The sequence below is a fragment of the Escherichia sp. MOD1-EC5495 genome, assembly GCF_002965965.1.
GTDB classification, from domain to species: domain Bacteria; phylum Pseudomonadota; class Gammaproteobacteria; order Enterobacterales; family Enterobacteriaceae; genus Escherichia; species Escherichia ruysiae.
Window position 1 is genome coordinate 1 of sequence record NZ_PTRI01000040.1, and the last position, 18,432, is coordinate 18,432.

An 18,432-nucleotide genomic window follows, 5' to 3' on the forward strand; every position below is an offset into this window, starting at 1 on the left:
GCAGGGCGACATGGATTTACCGCCGCAGCCGCTGATACCTTACGCCGACTGGTAAGTTTTCAGATAGCGCCTCTCTTAATGCCGCTGCGATCGGGTATACTCGGGCGGCAATCTGGGATTTCCGGGGGGAGACAATTTGCGCGTTAGTCGCTCGTTAACAATTAAGCAGATGGCAATGGTGGCGGCCGTTGTCATGGTGTTCGTTTTTGTTTTTTGCACTGTTTTGCTGTTTCATCTGGTACAGCAGAATCGCTATAACACGGCTACGCAACTGGAAAGCATTGCTCGCTCTGTCCGCGAACCCTTATCTTCCGCCATCTTGAAAGGTGATATTCCTCAGGCGGAAGCTATTCTTGCCAGCATCAAACCAGCGGGCGTGGTCAGTCGCGCCGACGTAGTGCTGCCTAATCAGTTCCAGGCACTGCGTAAAAGTTTTATTCCAGAGCGACCGGTGCCGGTGACGTTCACCCGACTGTTTGAGTTACCGGTACAAATCTCGCTGGGCGTCTACTCGCTGGAACGTCCTGCTACCCCGCAGCCGATTGCCTATCTGGTGTTACAGGCAGATTCCTTCCGCATGTACAAGTTCGTGATGAGCACTGTCTCTACGTTAGTGACCATTTACTTACTTTTGTCGCTGATCCTGACGGTGGCGATTAGTTGGTGCATTAATCGACTGATATTACATCCTTTACGCAATATCGCTCGTGAGCTAAACGCCATTCCACCGCAAGAGATTGTTGGCCATCAACTGGCCTTGCCGCGTCTGCACCAGGACGACGAAATCGGTATGCTGGTGCGCAGTTACAACCTCAATCAGCAACTGTTGCAGCGGCATTATGAAGAACAGTGCGAAAACGCGATGCGTTTCCCGGTGTCGGATTTGCCAAACAAAGCCTTGCTGATGGAGATGCTGGAACAGGTGGTCGCACGTAAACAAACCACCGCACTGATGATCATCACTTGTGAAACGCTACGTGATACTGCTGGCGTACTGAAAGAGGCGCAGCGGGAAATCCTGCTACTGACGCTGGTGGAGAAAATTAAATCGGTGCTGTCGCCACGCATGATCCTCGCACAGGTCAGTGGCTATGACTTCGCTGTGATCGCTAATGGTGTACAGGAACCGTGGCACGCTATCACATTAGGTCAGCAAGTGCTCACTATCATGAGTGAACGCTTGCCGATTGAACGTATTCAGCTACGTCCGCACTGTAGCATCGGTGTGGCGATGTTCTATGGCGATCTCACTGCCGAACAACTTTATGGTCGTGCTATTTCGGCGGCATTTACCGCTCGTCATAAAGGGAAGAATCAGATTCAGTTCTATGATCCACAGCAGATGGAAGAAGCTCAACAACGGTTGACGGAAGAGAGCGATATCCTTAATGCACTGGAAAATCATAAGTTTGCTATTTGGCTACAGCCACAGGTGGAGATGACCAGCGGCAAACTCGTCAGCGCGGAAGCGTTGCTGCGCATCCAGCAAGCGGATGGCACCTGGGAACTGCCGGATGGCTTAATCGATCGTATTGAGTCCTGTGGGCTGATGGTTACCGTTGGTCATTGGGTGCTGGAGGAATCCTGTCGACTGCTTGCTGCCTGGCAAGAGCGCGGCATTATGTTGCCATTATCGGTGAATCTCTCGGCGCTACAGTTGATGCACCCAAATATGGTGCCGGATATGCTGGGGTTATTAACTCGTTATCGTATTCAGCCTGGAACGTTGATCCTGGAGGTCACGGAAAGCCGACGCATTGATGACCCTCACGCGGCGGTGGCGATCCTCCGTCCGCTGCGCAACGCCGGCGTACAGGTGGCGCTGGATGATTTCGGCATGGGTTACGCAGGGCTGCGTCAGTTGCAGCATATGAAATCGTTGCCAATAGACGTGCTGAAAATCGACAAAATGTTTGTTGAGGGCTTACCGGAAGATAGCAGCATGATTGCTGCAATTATCATGCTGGCACAAAGCCTGAATCTGCAAATGATTGCTGAAGGCGTAGAAACGGAAGCGCAACGCGACTGGCTGGCAAACGCAGGTGTTGGTATTGCCCAGGGCTTCCTTTTTGCCCGTCCTCTCCCCATCGAAATCTTCGAAGAGAGTTACCTGGAAGAAAAGTAGCTACCCCAAACTGATTACAAAACTTTAAAAAGTGCTGGTTTGTGCGAGCCAGCTCAAACTTTTTAACCTTTTTGTTTCAATTATGATCCAGGTACATTTCTGTGATGTTGTCTGGGTGTTATTTTAAGGCCGCAGGTACCCCATAACCTTACAAGACCTGTGGTTTTACTAAAGGACACCCTATGAAAACCTCTCTGTTTAAAAGCCTTTACTTTCAGGTCCTGACAGCGATAGCCATTGGTATTCTCCTTGGCCATTTCTACCCTGAGATAGGCGAGCAAATGAAACCGCTTGGCGACGGGTTCGTTAAGCTCATTAAGATGATCATCGCTCCTGTCATCTTTTGTACCGTCGTAACGGGCATTGCGGGCATGGAAAGCATGAAGGCGGTCGGTCGTACCGGCGCAGTCGCACTGCTTTACTTTGAAATTGTCAGTACCATCGCGCTGATTATTGGTCTTATTATTGTTAACGTCGTGCAGCCTGGCGCCGGAATGAACGTCGATCCGGCAACGCTTGATGCGAAAGCGGTAGCAGTTTACGCCGATCAGGCAAAAGACCAGGGCATTGTCGCCTTTATTATGGATGTCATCCCGGCTAGCGTCATTGGCGCATTTGCCAGCGGTAACATCCTGCAGGTGCTGCTGTTTGCCGTACTGTTTGGTTTTGCGCTCCACCGTCTGGGCAGCAAAGGCCAACTGATTTTTAACGTCATCGAAAGTTTCTCGCAGGTCATCTTCGGCATCATCAATATGATCATGCGTCTGGCACCCATCGGTGCGTTTGGGGCGATGGCGTTTACCATCGGTAAATACGGCGTCGGCACGCTAGTGCAACTGGGGCAGCTCATTATCTGCTTCTACATCACCTGTATCCTGTTTGTGGTGCTGGTACTGGGTTCAATCGCTAAAGCGACCGGTTTCAGTATCTTCAAATTTATACGCTACATCCGTGAAGAACTGCTGATTGTGCTGGGAACATCCTCTTCCGAGTCGGCGCTGCCGCGTATGCTCGACAAGATGGAAAAACTCGGCTGCCGGAAGTCGGTGGTGGGGCTGGTTATCCCGACAGGCTACTCGTTTAACCTTGATGGAACATCGATATACCTGACGATGGCGGCGGTATTTATCGCCCAGGCTACTAACAGTGAGATGGATATCGTCCACCAAATTACGCTGTTAATTGTGTTGCTGCTCTCTTCCAAAGGGGCGGCTGGGGTAACGGGCAGTGGCTTTATCGTGCTGGCGGCGACACTCTCTGCGGTGGGCCATTTACCGGTGGCGGGTCTGGCGCTGATCCTCGGTATCGACCGCTTCATGTCAGAAGCCCGTGCGCTGACTAACCTGGTCGGTAACGGCGTAGCGACCATCGTCGTTGCGAAGTGGGTGAAAGAACTGGACCACAAAAAACTGGATGATGTGCTGAATAATCGTGCGCCGGATGGCAAAACGCACGAATTATCCTCTTAATCTCACCACTTATGCCCGCACTCCCTTCCCCGAGTGCGGGTGTTTGCGCATAATTGCCCCCTGTGCCCGAATTTACCACCTGGGTGAGTTCGGGTTTATTTCACTTCCTCCGTGACATTTTCATGTTCTTGCGGTCTAACACGAAGTGTTTTTAACGTCATTTAGGCTGACCGATAGCGGGCAGTCTTTTATTACCAGGATAGTTGATCAGGGGTTCACATGCAGGGCACAAAAATTCGACTTTTAGCGGGCGGTTTGCTGGTGATGGCCACTGCTGGCTATGTGCAGGCAGATGCGCTCCAGCCTGATCCAGCATGGCAACAGGGGACGCTCGCCAACGGTTTACAGTGGCAAGTGCTGACCACGCCCCAGCGTCCCAGCGATCGTGTTGAAATTCGCCTGCTGGTTAATACCGGTTCGCTCGCCGAAAGCACCCAACAGAGCGGTTACAGTCATGCCATTCCTCGTATTGCGCTGACGCAAAGCGGTGGTCTGGAAGCGGCACAGGCACGTTCATTGTGGCAGCAGGGGATCGACCCTAAGCGCCCAATGCCGCCGGTGATCGTCTCTTACGACACCACGCTGTTTAATCTGAGTTTGCCAAATAATCGTAACGATCTACTGAAAGAGGCGCTCTCTTATCTGGCGAATGCGACCGGCAAGCTGACCATCACACCAGAAACGGTTAACCATGCGCTGCAAAGCCAGGATATGGTGGCAACCTGGCCTGCCGACACTAAAGAAGGCTGGTGGCGCTATCGCCTGAAAGGATCAACTTTGTTAGGTCACGATCCTGCCGATCCGCTGAAAAATCCCGTTGAAGCGGAAAAGATTAAAGATTTCTACCAGAAATGGTATACCCCGGATGCAATGACGCTGCTGGTGGTGGGAAACGTTGATGCGCGCTCGGTTGTAGACCAGATCAACAAAACGTTTGGCGAACTGAAAGGCAAACGTGAAACACCGGCTCCGGTGCCGACGCTTTCTCCGCTGCGTGCGGAAGCGGTGAGCATTATGACCGACGCGGTGCGCCAGGATCGGTTATCTATCATGTGGGACACGCCGTGGCAGCCAATTCGTGAATCTGCCGCACTGCTGCGCTACTGGCGCGCGGATCTGGCTCGTGAGGCGCTGTTCTGGCATGTTCAGCAAGCATTAAGCGCCAATAACAGCAAAGACATCGGCCTTGGATTCGATTGCCGTGTGCTGTATCTGCGTGCGCAATGTGCCATCAACATCGAGTCACCAAACGACAAGCTGAACAGCAACCTTAATCTGGTGGCGCGTGAGCTGGCGAAAGTCCGCGATAAAGGTCTGCCGGAAGAAGAGTTCAACGCCCTGGTCGCGCAAAAGAAACTGGAGCTGCAGAAACTGTTTGCCGCCTATGCACGAGCTGATACCGATATTCTGATGGGGCAGCGGATGCGTTCACTGCAAAATCAGGTTGTCGATATCGCACCGGAGCAATATCAGAAACTGCGTCAGGATTTCCTTAACAGCCTGACGGTGGAGATGTTAAATCAGGATCTGCGTCAGCAGTTGTCGAACGACATGGCGTTAATTCTGCTACAGCCGAAAGGCGAGCCGGAATTTAACATGAAATCGTTGCAGGCTGCCTGGGATCAAATCATGGCGCCATCGGCCACGGCGACGTCTGTCGCCACGGATGATGTGCATCCTGAAGTGACGGATATTCCACCTGCACAGTAATGCCTGATGGTGATGAGTTAGCACAACCATCAGGTATTTATGGATGAGCTGGATAGAGGGGTAACACTTTATCCAGCCTTTTGCATATGCTGCTTTTACGCTGGCATCGCCTCACGCGGGATAATCGCGCCGCGATACTGGATAACCGTACTTGCAGTCAAATGTCCGCGTTTTGCCGCTTCTTCTGCACTTCCCCCGGTCAGGCGTACCGCCAGATAACCGGCGCTGAAAGAGTCACCCGCAGCGGTGGTGTCGATCACTTTTTCTTTCGGCAGTTTCACCGCTGGAACATCCACTAACCCTTCGCCAGCAATAGAAACCAGGCAAGAATCCGCCCCGCGTTTTACTACCACTTCTTTCACGCCTGCGTTATGGGTGCGCGCAATGACGTCTTCCACCGGCTGTTGACCCCACAGCGCGTCTTCATCGTCCAGCGTCAGGAAGGCGATATCTGTGCATTCCAGCATTTGCTGGTACACCTGCTGCGTCTCTTCTTTGCTCGCCCACAGGCGCGGACGGTAGTTATTGTCGAAAATGACCTTCCCGCCGTTGGCGCGGCATTCGCGCAACAGAGAAAGCAGCTTCTCGCGGCTGGTCGGGCTTAAGATCGCCAGGCTAATCCCGCTAAGGTAAAGGTAATCGAAATTCGCCAGCTCTTCACAAATCGCTGCTGACTGCTCGCTCTCCAGCCAGAATTTAGCAGCGGCTTCGTTACGCCAGTAGTAGAAAGTGCGTTCGCCAGTGCTATCGGTTTCAATGTAGTAAAGACCCGGCAGGCGGTTTTCCATCCGTTGGGTCAGGGAAGTATCGACGTTCTCGCCGTGCCAGGCGTCCAGCATCTGCTGACTAAAACTGTCCGTTCCCAGCGCCGTTACGTAATGAACGGTTAATGCCGCAGGATCGACCTGACGAGCGATATAGACGGAAGTGTTCAGGGTATCGCCGCCGAAACCGCGCTTAACGTCTGCGCCTTTCTCGGAAAGCTCAATCATGCATTCGCCAATCACGGCAATCTTTTTGGACATAGTCGTGAACCTGATCTGTAAAAAATTAGCGTTAGTTTGCGCTGTGGTGGTTTGCTGGTCAACTATATTAAAACACTGTTCCATTATTTTTTTGAGCCAGAACGTATTCCTGGAAGATTCCGTCGTTGCGTGGGCAAATTAACTTCTCTCTGGCGGTAAAGTTCTGCCGTGGCGCGCCGATAATATTTGTCGAGTCCGGGCAGTATCACTTTTAAACACAGGACATCTTCGATGATAAGGCAGGTTATCCAGCGAATAAGCAACCCTGAAGCAAGCATCGAGAGCTTGCAGGAACGGCGTTTTTGGTTGCAGTGTGAGCGCGTTTATACCTGGCAGCCGATTTACCAGACTTCCGGACGATGGATGGCCGTGGAGCTTTTAACCATTGTTACGCATCCTGATAATCCCTCGCAACGGCTGCCGCCAGATCGTTATTTTGCCGGAATCACCGTCAGGCATCGTATGGATGTGGTGAAAGAACAGATTGATTTACTGGCGAAAAAAGCTGCGTTCTTCGTTGAGCACGGCCTGCTGGCATCGGTTAATATTGATGGACCTACGCTTCTCGCCCTACGTCAGCAGCCGGAAATTTTGCGTCAGATTGACCGTCTTCCCTGGCTGCGTTTCGAACTGGTGGAACACATCCGTCTACCGAAAGATTCAACGTTTGCTTCGATGTGCGAATTTGGCCCACTGTGGCTGGATGATTTTGGCACCGGGATGGCAAATTTCTCTGCGCTAAGTGAAGTGCGTTACGACTACATCAAAATCGCTCGCGAACTGTTTGTGATGTTGCGCCAGTCGCCAGAAGGTCGCACGCTCTTTTCCCAGCTTTTGCATTTGATGAACCGCTACTGCCGTGGGGTGATCGTCGAAGGTATCGAGACTGAGGAAGAATGGGGCGATGTGCAAAATTCTCCCGCATTCGCCGCACAAGGCTGGTTTCTTTCACGTCCGGCACCAATAGAAACGCTGGACTCAGTGGCGCTGGCTCTGTAAGCCCCCTCATTTTCTGCCTGGCTGGACTATCTTTAGGACTGGCACAGGAAGAATGTGAGGAAGCGAACTATGAGCAAAGCAGGCAAAATAACCGCTGCGATTTCAGGGGCTTTCTTGTTGTTGATCGTCGTGGCGATCATTTTGATTGCAACGTTTGACTGGAACCGTCTCAAACCGACCATCAACCAGAAAGTCTCTGCGGAACTGAATCGCCCCTTCGCCATCCGTGGCGATCTGGGTGTGGTGTGGGAACGGCAAAAGCAGGAAACCGGCTGGCGTAGCTGGGTGCCGTGGCCTCATGTACACGCACAAGACATCATTCTCGGCAACCCGCCGGATATTCCCGAAGTGACGATGGTACATTTACCGCGCGTAGAAGCGACGCTGGCTCCGCTGGCGTTGCTGACTAAAACGGTCTGGCTGCCGTGGATCAAGCTGGAAAAGCCCGACGCGCGCCTGATTAGCCTCTCGGAAAAGAATAACAATTGGACGTTTAATCTCGCCAACGATGACAACAAAGACGCGAATGCGAAGCCGTCGGCGTGGTCGTTCCGCCTGGATAATATTCTGTTTGATCAAGGGCGGATCGCTATTGATGACAAAGTAAGCAAAGCGGATCTGGAAATTTTTGTCGATCCGTTAGGCAAGCCGCTGCCGTTCAGCGAAGTTACCGGATCGAAAGGTAAAGCGGATAAAGAAAAGGTGGGTGATTACGTTTTTGGCCTGAAGGCGCAGGGACGTTATAACGGTGAACCGCTCACGGGTACGGGAAAAATAGGCGGTATGCTGGCGCTGCGTGGCGAAGGAACACCGTTTCCGGTGCAGGCTGATTTTCGCTCCGGTAATACCCGTGCTGCCTTTGATGGCGTCGTGAATGACCCAATGAAGATGGGCGGTGTCGATTTACGGCTTAAATTTTCTGGCGATTCGCTGGGTGATCTCTATGAACTGACGGGCGTTCTGCTGCCCGATACCCCGCCGTTTGAAACAGATGGTCGGCTGGTAGCGAAAATCGACACTGAAAAATCGTCGGTCTTTGATTATCGCGGTTTTAATGGGCGAATTGGCGATAGCGATATCCACGGTTCTCTGGTCTACACCACCGGCAAGCCGCGACCAAAGCTGGAAGGTGACGTTGAGTCGCGGCAGTTACGGCTGGCTGATTTGGGGCCGTTGATTGGCGTTGATTCCGGGAAAGGGGCAGAAAAGTCGAAACGGTCTGAACAGAAGAAGGGCGAGAAAAGCGTTCAGCCTGCGGGCAAAGTGCTGCCTTATGACCGCTTCGAAACCGATAAATGGGACGTTATGGATGCCGATGTTCGCTTCAAAGGCCGACGTATCGAGCATGGCAGCAGTTTGCCGATTAGAGATCTTTCAACCCATATCATCCTCAAAAACGCTGACCTGCGCCTGCAACCGCTGAAATTTGGTATGGCGGGCGGCAGCATTGCGGCGAATATTCATCTGGAAGGGGACAAAAAACCGATGCAGGGGCGGGCGGATATACAGGCTCGTCGACTGAAGCTGAAGGAGCTGATGCCGGATGTAGAACTGATGCAGAAAACGCTGGGAGAAATGAACGGCGATGCTGAACTGCGTGGTAGCGGTAACTCGGTGGCGGCGCTTTTAGGCAACAGTAACGGCAACCTGAAACTGTTGATGAATGACGGGCTGGTGAGCCGTAACCTGATGGAGATTGTTGGGCTGAACGTCGGAAACTACATTGTCGGTGCGATTTTCGGTGATGATGAGGTGCGGGTGAACTGCGCGGCGGCGAATCTGGATATCGCTAACGGTGTGGCACGCCCGCAGATTTTTGCTTTCGATACTGAGAACGCGTTGATTAACGTTACCGGCACGGCAAGTTTTGCTTCGGAGCAACTGGATTTGACTATTGATCCGGAGAGCAAAGGGATTCGTATTATCACGCTGCGTTCGCCGCTGTATGTACGTGGCACGTTTAAGAACCCGCAGGCTGGCGTGAAAGCCGGGCCGTTGATTGCTCGTGGTGCTGTTGCGGCGGCGCTGGCAACGCTGGTGACGCCTGCGGCGGCGTTACTGGCGCTGATTTCGCCTTCAGAAGGTGAAGCTAATCAGTGCCGGATGATTTTGTCGCAGATGAAGAAGTGATGAGGGGGGATTGTGTTTGCTGGTGAGTTCGGAAACAGCGTGTTCCCCTCACCCTAACCCTCTCCCCAAAGGGGCGAGGGGACTGTTTTGTGTGTGTTGAAACAACGAGTACCGCTTTTCCGTTCACTTTCTGGCGAGGGAACTGTTTCGTGCGTGTTGAAACAGCGAGAGCCGCTTTTCCGTTCACTTTCTGGCGAGGGGACTGTTTTGTGCGTGTTGAAATAACGAGTACCGCTTTTCCGTTCACTTTCTGGGGGGGAGGGCTGTTATGTTCGCGATGTAACATCTCGCTCCGCTTTTCTCCCTCTCCCTTTCAGGGAGAGGGCTGGGGTGAGGGTGGCAGCCCGCACGATACTTACAAAGACTGATGTCGCGTCTCATGGGTCAGCAGCAGGGCAATTAACGTCAAGCCAGCCATTGCCGCCAGATATAACCCCACTGCACCTAACCCGTAGTTAGTCTGCAACCAGGCTGCGATATACGGCGCAACGGAAGCCCCAAGAATCGACGATACGTTGTAAGAGAACGATGCCCCGGTGTAACGCACTTCCGTCGGGAACAGCTCTGGCAACAGCGCGCCCATCGGCCCGAAAGTCAGTCCCATCAGACTTAACCCTAGCAGCAGGAAGGCAAAAACCAGAATCGGGTTGCCAGAACCGAGCAACGGGTTAAAGGCGAACAGCGCGAACAGGATGATAAGCGTCGTGATGATTACCATGCTTTTACGGCGACCAAAGGCATCGGCCAGCAATCCGGCGACTGGCACCATCACACCAAAACCAATTACTGCCATCATCAGCATCCACAGCACTTCGTTACGCGGCAGGCCAAGCCCAACTGGCGCGGCGGCGGTACTAAAGGTCATAGAGTAGACCGTCATGATGTAAAACAGCGTATAGGTTGCCAGCATAATGAACGTACCCAGTACGGTTACGCGAACATGTTTGGGTCAGCAGCGTACCCAGCGGGATCTTCACCTGTTTTTTCGCTTTAGCGACTTTCTCAAACACCGGCGACTCATGCAGCGACACGCGAACATACAGGCCGATAATGACCAGCACCGCCGAGAAGATAAATGGCACACGCCAGCCCCAGCTCATAAACTGCTCGTCGGTCAGTAGCCAGGAAAGCAGCAAGAAAGTGCCGTTGGCAAAGAAGAAGCCAATCGGTGCGCCCAGCTGTGGGAAGGAGCCATACAGTGCACGTTTGCGCGGTGGGGCGTTTTCAGTCGCCAGCAGCGCCGCGCCGCCCCATTCACCGCCTAAGCCCAGACCCTGACCAAATCGAGCCAGTGCCAGCAGCAGCGGGGCGAAAATACCAATCGTGGCATAGCCCGGCAGCAGACCAATCACCACGGTCGAAATCCCCATCGTTAGCAAAGAGGCGACCAGTGTCGCTTTACGTCCAACGCGATCGCCGAAATGACCAAATACGGCAGAGCCGATGGGGCGCGCGACGAAGGCAATGGCGAAGGTGGCAAGCGATTGTAGGGTCGCTGCCGCCGGGTCGCCCTGCGGGAAGAAGATATGCGGGAACACAATGACGGCTGCAGTGGCGTAAATGTAAAAGTCGAAGAACTCAATGGCTGTACCAATGAGGGAGGCAACAAGGACTTTATTACGCGAGTTTACCGGCGTGAATTCCTGGTTATTTTCGAGAGTTGTGGCTGTTGCTTGCATAATCTTTTCTTATTTTTTGGCTAACGAATAGCCATATTACGCACAGCAAAAGTGATATTTCAATGTGTAAAAAATCGCGAAAATGGTCAAAAACCAAGCAAAAAGGGGATGATGTTTAGGCTAATGATTTTTCTTCTATGAAATGCTTCACACAATTTCATAAATAGTCAATAAAACTGGTTTCAGGTTAAATAAAAGTTACCGACTGGATTTATATGCTGGGCTAATGAGTTGGCGTGAAATTGTTCGCTCCTGAAGAGATGTCGTTTCAGGTGGTTATGCGCACATTATAGCCGGATGCGATGCTGGCGCATCTTATCCGGCCTACGGGGAGTCAGGCCGGATAAGGCGTTTACGCCGCATCCGGCATATTTTAAGGCTGTGTTTTCCCCGGCATTCGCGGGTCATCTTTATACTCGGCGGTGGCAATCCACGCCGCGCAAAACAGCGTCAGACGAGCGAAGAAGTAGAAAAATGCCATCAGCCCCAGCACGGAACCAAATGCTGCGCCAGATGGGGATTTCATCAACGACGGCAGGGTATACGTCATCACAATTTTAATCACTTCAAAACCAATCGCTGCGAGGAACGTCCCGCGAATCAGCGCCTTTCTACGCGGACGGTGGCGCGGCAGGCGCCAGAAGATCCAGAAGAAAAGCAGATAGTTGGCAAAGATAGAAATCGCCAGACCAATCAACCGCCACGTCGGTTTCAGCCACTCAATGCTATTAAGGTGCAGCGCGCTAATAATCATTTGTTGCGCAGAACCGGCAACGGAAGTGATTGAGAGCGTCACAATCAGCGCAATCAACAAACCAATCAGCGAAATAAAGTCACGCAGATATTTTACCCAGAACTTCTCCTGATCTTGCGGCGAACGTTCCCAGACATCGCGCGATTGGGCGCGAATTGCTTCACGTAAATTCCCCATCCAGTTGATGCCGGAGTATAGCGCCACGGCTAACCCAACAAGTCCTACGGTAGTACGCTGCTGAACGGCAGTGTTGATGGTGTTTTTCAACGTGGCGGCAAGCGTCGGATCGCTGATGTTTTGCAGAATCTTGTCGAAGATATCCTGCAACAGCATCGGATGCGAAGCCAGCACAAAACCCCCTGCGGCAAATGACACCATTAAAATCGGGATCATCGACAAAAACGAGAAATAGGTGATGGCCGCGCCAAACTGATTACCAAGCCGATCGTTAAAGCGTTCTGTCGCGCGAATAAGGTGCGCGATGATCGGTTGGCGTTGGATTTTTTCGGCGGTGGTGGTGACGGTTTCCAGTGCCTGACTGACTTTGCCGCCTTTATCGCTATTATCCAGATGCTTAATTGGCTCGTGCTCCAGATCCTGGGTGGGACGTTTGATCTCGTTTTCCTGCGTCATCCGCTCTTTAGTCCTTCTGTCGTTGTCTTTCTTAAAAAGTATAGTCGGTCAGTCCAGGTACTCTTTCATCACACCAGCCAGCCACTGCATAAACAGGTTTACACGGCGGGAAAGCTCCCGACGCTGTGGGTAAACCAGAGAAATGGAGCGTGGTTCGGCGCGGTAGTTGGGTAACACTTCGATAAGCTGTCTGGCGCGTAGGGCTTCGCGTACGGTGACGCGGGGGATCTGAATAATCCCCAGTCCCGCCAGACCGGCGGCAAGATAGTTTTCTCTACTGTTTACCGTCAACATGCCGCCGGACTTAAACCACTGGACGCCATTAACACTGGCAACCTCAAAACCCAACGGATGCGCGCCCAGATGTGGCGTGTAATGCACTACCGCGTGCGAAGTCAGGTCGTCGGGACTTTGCGGATAACCAAAGCGCGTCAGATAGTGCGGACTGGCGCAGTTGACCATCGTCAGTTTGCCGAGGGGACGGGTGATGAGTCCATCGTCGGGCAACGTTCCCGTGCGTACTACGCAATCAAAGCCATCATGAAGAATATCTACCGGACGGTCATTGCTGCTTAATTCCAGTTCAATTCCCGGATATTGATGGAGAAATTCGGGCAGGCGCGGCAGTAGCAGGGTTTTTGCTATCCCGGACGGGATATCGATGCGCAATTTACCGCTGATGCTGGTGGCCTCCTGCTGAAATAAACCGTCCAGTTCGTTGAGATTACTCAACACATCTTTTGCCCGTTGGTAATAGGTCATGCCATCAGGCGTGAGTTTGACCCGTCGCGTGGTGCGCTGGAGAAGCTGGGTGCCAAGTTGATGTTCCAGTGCCTGTATCTGGCGCGAAACACTTCCCTTTGGCAAAGCAAAGAAATCCGCCGCGCGGGAAAAACTCTCCAGCTCTGCGACTTTGATGAACAACTGCATTGCGTGAATTTTATCCATTTCTTTGACCGATTGTTGTTCACAGCGAAACAGTAACGCGTATATCGCATTGTTTATTGTTTTTTCTAACATCTAATGCATGGTTTCACAACGATGCAACGTTGAAAGTGAGGTGATTTTAGAGAATAAAAGGCGGATTCGCGTCTCTGAATAGAGAAATAACCAACAGAAAACCAAAATTTTGATTCGTTTTATAAAATGCTCACACACGACATTGCGTATTTGTGCGTAATCCAGTCACTTTCTTAAACTGTGGATGCTATTAAAGCGTGCGCTGAATTGGCCGGGTTAACCGGAACGTGGCGCGAAAATATAAGGAATTCCTTAAGATTTTTTTAAATAGTGCCCTCGACATGTAATTTCAGGCGTTTAGCTGTAACTATTTATATCGGTAACTATTTTCTGTCTTTCATCTCTGTAGAATGGCCTCTGCCAAATGGCGAATTCTTATTTTGTCTCTCGGGTAATACCCTTCCACTACTTAAGCCTTTTTAACGTATTCAGGTGGAGATTCAGTAATGCAAATAATCATGTTTGACAGGCAGTCAATATTTATTCATGGAATGAAAGTCAGTTTACAGCAACGTATTCCAGGAGTAGGTATTCAGGGCGTCGGTCAGGCAGACGAGTTATGGCAAAAGCTGGAAAGCTACCCTGAAGCCTTAGTTATGCTCGATGGCGATCAGGATGGTGAGTTTTGCTACTGGTTACTGCAAAAAACCGTGGTGCAATTTCCTGAGGTTAAGGTGTTAATCACGGCTTCGGATTGCAACAAACGATGGTTGCAGGAGGTTATTCATTTCAATGTGATGGCGATTGTACCGCGTGATTCTTCGATCGATACGTTCGTGTTGGCGGTCAATAGTGCGGCGATGGGAATGATGTTTCTGCCCGGTGACTGGCGAACCACGCCGGAAAAGGATACGAAAGATCTCAAATCGTTAAGCGCCCGCCAGCGGGAAATTTTAACCATGCTGGCGGCGGGCGAATCGAATAAAGAGATTGGTCGGGCATTAAATATCAGCACCGGAACGGTAAAAGCGCACCTGGAATCGCTCTATCGCCGTCTGGAAGTGAAAAACCGTACCCAGGCAGCGATGATGTTAAATATCTCCTCCTGAAGAGGATAATTTTACAGCTAGCAGGAAGTTAGCGGTTGGCTGTAAAAATATTATGGTTCGCCGTATAGACCAATTAAACGGCGTACCACACCGTTGGTCCAGCCAAACCCATCCTGCAACGGATATTCGCCCCCGCCGCCCTCGCGGGGGACACCATCGGCAATATGGTATTTCTCGATCAGTTTGTGCTGTTCCAGGTAGAACTGATTCACCGTCTTCAGCCAGCTACGCGCGATCTCATCCCCCAGATAGTCATCACCGTACATTTTAAATCCCTGAATCGCCATCCATTGTAATGGCGCCCAGCCGTTAGGTTTATCCCACTGTTCACCGGTTTCATACTCACTTGCCAGAATCCCGCCCGGCGTCAGTAACCGGCTGCGCACGGCATTTGCCAGACGGTCGGCCTGTTCATGGCTTGCCATGCCCACATATAACGGCACAATGGCAGCAGCGGAAAAGAGAGCCTGTTGTTCGCGCCGCCAGTCGTAATCGCGGTAGAGACCATTTTCATCATCCCAGAGATAATGGTTTACCGCATCGCGGCGGGCATTGGCTTTCTGGCGGAACAGAGTTTCCGTCTCCTTGTCGCCTTTCAGCGCCGAGATGTTGGCGATGGCGCTCTCCAGTTTAAACAGGAAAGCATTCAGATCGATGGGGATGAACTGAGTGGTCCGAATACTCGCCAGGCGACCGGCGTCGCGTAGCCAGCGGGAGGAGTAATCCCAGCCAGAAGCTGCGCCCGCGCGTAAATCGCGGTACACCTCGTTCGGCGGACGACCAGAGTGCTTCGCGGTTTCCACATCCTCCAGCCAGGATTCGTCACGCGGCGTGTCGCGGTCGTCCCAGTAGCGGTTAAGCAGCGAACCATCCGGCATCCGCACTACATGCCGATAGGCCTGATTAGGGATCAGCGATTCTGCTCCGTCCATCCAGAAGGCATATTCCATTTTCAGATGGTCGAGATAGCGGCGCGCTCCGCGTACACCATCTTCTTCAAACAACTCCACCATCAGCGCAAAAACCGGTGGCTGCGAGCGGCTCAAATAGTAGGTGCGGTTGCCGTTGGGGATGTGCCCGTAGTTTTCGATCATCCAGGCGAAGTTATCGGCCATGCATTTCAGCAAATCTTCACGCCCGCTTTCCGCCAGACCCAGCATGGTGAAATAGGAATCCCAATAGTAGGTTTCGCTAAAACGACCGCCAGGGACAATATACGACTGCGGCAGCGCCAGCAGAGAAGACCACGGAATGTGATCCTGCGGCTCGCGGGTTAATACCGGCCATAGCTGGTCGATATGCTCTTTCAGGGAGTTTTGCGGGTCTGATACATACTCGCTGGAGTAGACTTCCGGTAACCAGAAGTGATTTTCAACAAACTTGCGCAAATCGAAATCACGATGACGGCGCACTTTACGATAGCGGATTAAGATATCCAGCGGGTCCATTTTGGGGGCGCAGTCAGGAAACGTTTTACTATCGGGGAAAATTTTTGCCGACTGGACATGTTCGAAAAGTTCGAGATAGCGGTCAGCAGGTGTTAGCGCGTCAGAGGCTGGCAGCCCTTCAATCATTTCGGGTTCTGGCTCTGCCTCGAGCATCTCATCCAGTTTTAATTCATACGGATCCAGTTCATAACAGAGATCGACCTCGACCATCAGTTCGTCTGGATTAGGGTTTTGAATTTTCTGATTGAGCATAAGGATCCGACCTCCGAAATTCGTCTCTAATTCTCGGGCTTTCCTTTAAGCGTAGTCATTCGCTCCGGTCGATGGGCGACAAAGCGTGCGGTGGATCACGTTTATTAATGGGGCAAAAAATATAACGCACTAATATCAATGGAATTTATAAAAATAATGATTCCATGTTGATTTTCATTTTCGGAACATTCAATCATGATCTCCCCGTAATCATGATATGCCATTCCTGATCTGAGTAATAGGTATAGGCTATCTTATTGATAGTTTATATTCATGTAATTGATTGATTCCTATCAAAAAGCTAATTCCCCTGTTTTTTATGATGGTTTAGTCTCGCAGAGACGTTTGCAGCATTCTGGAAAATTTTCTGGGTCACAATAACTCACTACCGTGAGGGAAGAATAATGAAAATGGTCTCACGTATTACCGCGATCGGCCTGGCTGGCGTCGCGATTTGCTATTTAGGATTATCTGGTTATGTGTGGTACCACGATAATAAACGCAGTAAACAGGCTGATGTTCAGGCATCTGCTGTCAGTGAAAATAATAAGGTTTTAGGTTTTCTCCGCGAAAAAGGATGCGACTATTGCCATACGCCTTCCGCAGAATTACCCGCCTATTATTATATTCCTGGCGCGAAACAGTTGATGGATTACGACATTAGGCTCGGATATAAATCTTTTAACCTCGAGGCAGTGCGTGCGGCTCTGCTGGCAGATAAACCCGTTTCGCAAAGCGATCTGAACAAGATTGAATGGGTGATGCAGTATGAAACTATGCCGCCAACGCGTTATACCGCACTGCACTGGGCGGGTAAGGTGAGTGATGAAGAGCGGGCGGAAATACTCGCCTGGATTGCAAAACAGCGCGCGGAATATTACGCCAGCAATGACACCGCGCCGGAGCACCGTAATGAACCGGTGCAGCCCATCCCGCAAAAACTGCCTACCGATGCTCAAAAAGTGGCGTTGGGGTTTGCCCTGTATCACGATCCCCGTTTATCGGCTGATAGCACCATTTCTTGTGCTCATTGTCATGCGCTGAATGCGGGAGGTGTTGATGGCAGAAAAACGTCGATTGGCGTCGGTGGTGCGGTCGGGCCGATTAATGCGCCGACGGTGTTTAACTCGGTGTTTAACGTTGAGCAATTCTGGGATGGTCGTGCGGCAACATTGCAGGATCAGGCGGGTGGGCCGCCGCTGAATCCGATTGAAATGGCGTCAAAATCCTGGGACGAAATCATTGCGAAGTTGGAAAAGGATCCTGTGCTGAAAGCGCAGTTCCTCAAAGTTTATCCGCAAGGTTTCAGTGGTGAAAATATTACTGACGCAATTGCTGAATTTGAGAAAACATTAATTACGCCGGATTCACCGTTTGATAAATGGTTGCGTGGTGATGAAAATGCGCTGACTGCGCAGCAGAAAAAAGGTTATCAATTATTTAAAGATAATAAATGTGCAACGTGTCATGGCGGTATTATTCTCGGTGGACGTTCTTTCGAACCGCTGGGTCTGAAAAAAGACTTTAACTTTGGTGAAATTACGGCGGCGGATATTGGTCGTATGAATGTTACTAAAGAAGAACGCGATAAACTGCGTCAGAAAGTACCCGGTTTACGTAACGTTGCGCTAACGGCGCCGTACTTCCATCGCGGCGATGTGCCGACGCTGGACGGGGCGGTGAAACTGATGCTGCGCTACCAGGTAGGTAAAGAGCTGCCGCAGGAGGATGTGGATGATATCGTGGCTTTCCTGCACAGCCTGAACGGAGTTTACACACCGTATATGCAGGATAAACAATAATTAATTCTTAATTCGAACGCCCGAACAGGAATTTCGGGCGATTTTTATTACGATAATAAAGTCTGTTTTTTATATTATCATGTTAAATGTTTATATTATAAAAAGTCGTTTTTCTGTTTAGGATTTTGTTATTTAAATTACACCCGCAACGCCTTGCGTCCATTCCAGATAAATCCTACTTTTTTATTGCCTTCAAATAAATTTAAGGAGTTCGAAATGGACCAGAAGCTGTTAACGGATTTCCGCTCAGAACTACTCGACTCGCGTTTTGGCGCAAAGGCAATTTCCACTATCGCGGAATCTAAACGTTTTCCGCTGCACGAAATGCGCGATGACA

12 protein-coding genes and 1 pseudogene are annotated in these 18,432 nt (G+C 51.2%); 8 read left to right on the top strand and 5 right to left on the bottom strand.

Going from position 1 to position 18,432, the window contains the following annotated elements:
• Positions 1-136: 136 nt before the first annotated feature.
• From hmsP to BEG40_RS21170, 3 genes are all read left to right on the top strand, one after another.
• Entirely contained in the window at positions 137-2,125 is a 1,989-nt protein-coding gene (gene hmsP / locus BEG40_RS21150; protein WP_105286062.1) for a biofilm formation regulator HmsP, read from the top strand.
• Positions 2,126-2,307: 182 nt separating this feature from the next.
• Positions 2,308-3,594 carry a C4-dicarboxylate transporter DctC gene (dctA, locus tag BEG40_RS21160; RefSeq protein ID WP_000858209.1) on the top strand — a complete coding sequence of 429 codons (1,287 nt, stop codon included), beginning with the start codon at positions 2,308-2,310 and terminating at the stop codon, positions 3,592-3,594.
• Between the two features lie 219 nt (positions 3,595-3,813).
• Positions 3,814-5,304, top strand: coding sequence for a M16 family metallopeptidase (locus tag BEG40_RS21170; RefSeq protein ID WP_105286063.1), 1,491 nt, complete (start codon positions 3,814-3,816; stop codon positions 5,302-5,304).
• A gap of 95 nt (positions 5,305-5,399) precedes the next feature.
• On the opposite strand, the gene kdgK is transcribed toward BEG40_RS21170, so the two are convergent.
• Complete coding sequence (gene kdgK, locus BEG40_RS21175) at positions 5,400-6,329, bottom strand: 2-dehydro-3-deoxygluconokinase (RefSeq protein WP_000037563.1); 930 nt, start codon at positions 6,327-6,329, stop codon at positions 5,400-5,402.
• 231 nt (positions 6,330-6,560) lie between these two features.
• Between kdgK and pdeH the strand changes: the two genes are divergently transcribed.
• Positions 6,561-7,328, top strand: coding sequence for a cyclic-guanylate-specific phosphodiesterase (gene pdeH / locus BEG40_RS21185; RefSeq protein WP_105286065.1), 768 nt, complete (start codon positions 6,561-6,563; stop codon positions 7,326-7,328).
• A 69-nt stretch (positions 7,329-7,397) separates the two neighbouring features.
• Positions 7,398-9,458, top strand: a complete 2,061-nt coding sequence (locus BEG40_RS21190) for an AsmA family protein (protein WP_105286066.1) — start codon at positions 7,398-7,400, stop codon at positions 9,456-9,458.
• A 355-nt stretch (positions 9,459-9,813) separates the two neighbouring features.
• Here BEG40_RS21190 and BEG40_RS21195 read toward each other — a convergent pair.
• From BEG40_RS21195 to BEG40_RS21205, 3 genes and pseudogenes are all read right to left on the bottom strand, one after another.
• A pseudogene (locus tag BEG40_RS21195) lies at positions 9,814-11,137 on the bottom strand (MFS transporter).
• Between the two features lie 373 nt (positions 11,138-11,510).
• The gene (gene yhjD, locus BEG40_RS21200) at positions 11,511-12,524 is read right to left on the bottom strand and encodes an inner membrane protein YhjD (protein ID WP_000191243.1); all 1,014 of its coding nucleotides are present in this window, start codon (positions 12,522-12,524) and stop codon (positions 11,511-11,513) included.
• A gap of 48 nt (positions 12,525-12,572) precedes the next feature.
• The gene (locus BEG40_RS21205; protein WP_032147810.1) at positions 12,573-13,472 is read right to left on the bottom strand and encodes a LysR family transcriptional regulator; all 900 of its coding nucleotides are present in this window, start codon (positions 13,470-13,472) and stop codon (positions 12,573-12,575) included.
• Positions 13,473-13,990: 518 nt separating this feature from the next.
• Between BEG40_RS21205 and BEG40_RS21210 the strand changes: the two genes are divergently transcribed.
• Positions 13,991-14,593, top strand: coding sequence for a helix-turn-helix transcriptional regulator (locus BEG40_RS21210; protein ID WP_001165766.1), 603 nt, complete (start codon positions 13,991-13,993; stop codon positions 14,591-14,593).
• Between the two features lie 50 nt (positions 14,594-14,643).
• Here the strand turns inward: BEG40_RS21210 and BEG40_RS21215 are convergent, their stop codons facing one another.
• Positions 14,644-16,293: an alpha,alpha-trehalase gene (locus BEG40_RS21215; RefSeq protein ID WP_000934235.1), complete on the bottom strand. Its 1,650-nt coding sequence runs from the start codon at positions 16,291-16,293 to the stop codon at positions 14,644-14,646.
• Between the two features lie 404 nt (positions 16,294-16,697).
• Here BEG40_RS21215 and ccp point away from each other — a divergent pair, with 404 nt between their 5' ends.
• Entirely contained in the window at positions 16,698-18,095 is a 1,398-nt protein-coding gene (gene ccp / locus BEG40_RS21220) for a cytochrome c peroxidase (protein WP_000784840.1), read from the top strand.
• Positions 18,096-18,311: 216 nt separating this feature from the next.
• Positions 18,312-18,432: hypothetical protein (locus BEG40_RS22215; protein WP_244498947.1), on the top strand; the 121-nt coding region annotated here is incomplete at its 3' end.

What these genes read in the sequence shown, in the direction of transcription:
- dctA (WP_000858209.1), top strand. Translation starts at nt 2,308, where the DNA reads ATGAAAACCTCTCTGTTTAAAAGCCTTTACTTTCAGGTCCTGACAGCG.
- BEG40_RS21170 (WP_105286063.1), top strand. Translation starts at nt 3,814, where the DNA reads ATGCAGGGCACAAAAATTCGACTTTTAGCGGGCGGTTTGCTGGTGATG.
- kdgK (WP_000037563.1), bottom strand. Translation starts at nt 6,329, where the DNA reads ATGTCCAAAAAGATTGCCGTGATTGGCGAATGCATGATTGAGCTTTCC.
- pdeH (WP_105286065.1), top strand. Translation starts at nt 6,561, where the DNA reads ATGATAAGGCAGGTTATCCAGCGAATAAGCAACCCTGAAGCAAGCATC.
- BEG40_RS21190 (WP_105286066.1), top strand. Translation starts at nt 7,398, where the DNA reads ATGAGCAAAGCAGGCAAAATAACCGCTGCGATTTCAGGGGCTTTCTTG.
- yhjD (WP_000191243.1), bottom strand. Translation starts at nt 12,524, where the DNA reads ATGACGCAGGAAAACGAGATCAAACGTCCCACCCAGGATCTGGAGCAC.
- BEG40_RS21205 (WP_032147810.1), bottom strand. Translation starts at nt 13,472, where the DNA reads ATGGATAAAATTCACGCAATGCAGTTGTTCATCAAAGTCGCAGAGCTG.
- BEG40_RS21210 (WP_001165766.1), top strand. Translation starts at nt 13,991, where the DNA reads ATGCAAATAATCATGTTTGACAGGCAGTCAATATTTATTCATGGAATG.
- BEG40_RS21215 (WP_000934235.1), bottom strand. Translation starts at nt 16,293, where the DNA reads ATGCTCAATCAGAAAATTCAAAACCCTAATCCAGACGAACTGATGGTC.
- ccp (WP_000784840.1), top strand. Translation starts at nt 16,698, where the DNA reads ATGAAAATGGTCTCACGTATTACCGCGATCGGCCTGGCTGGCGTCGCG.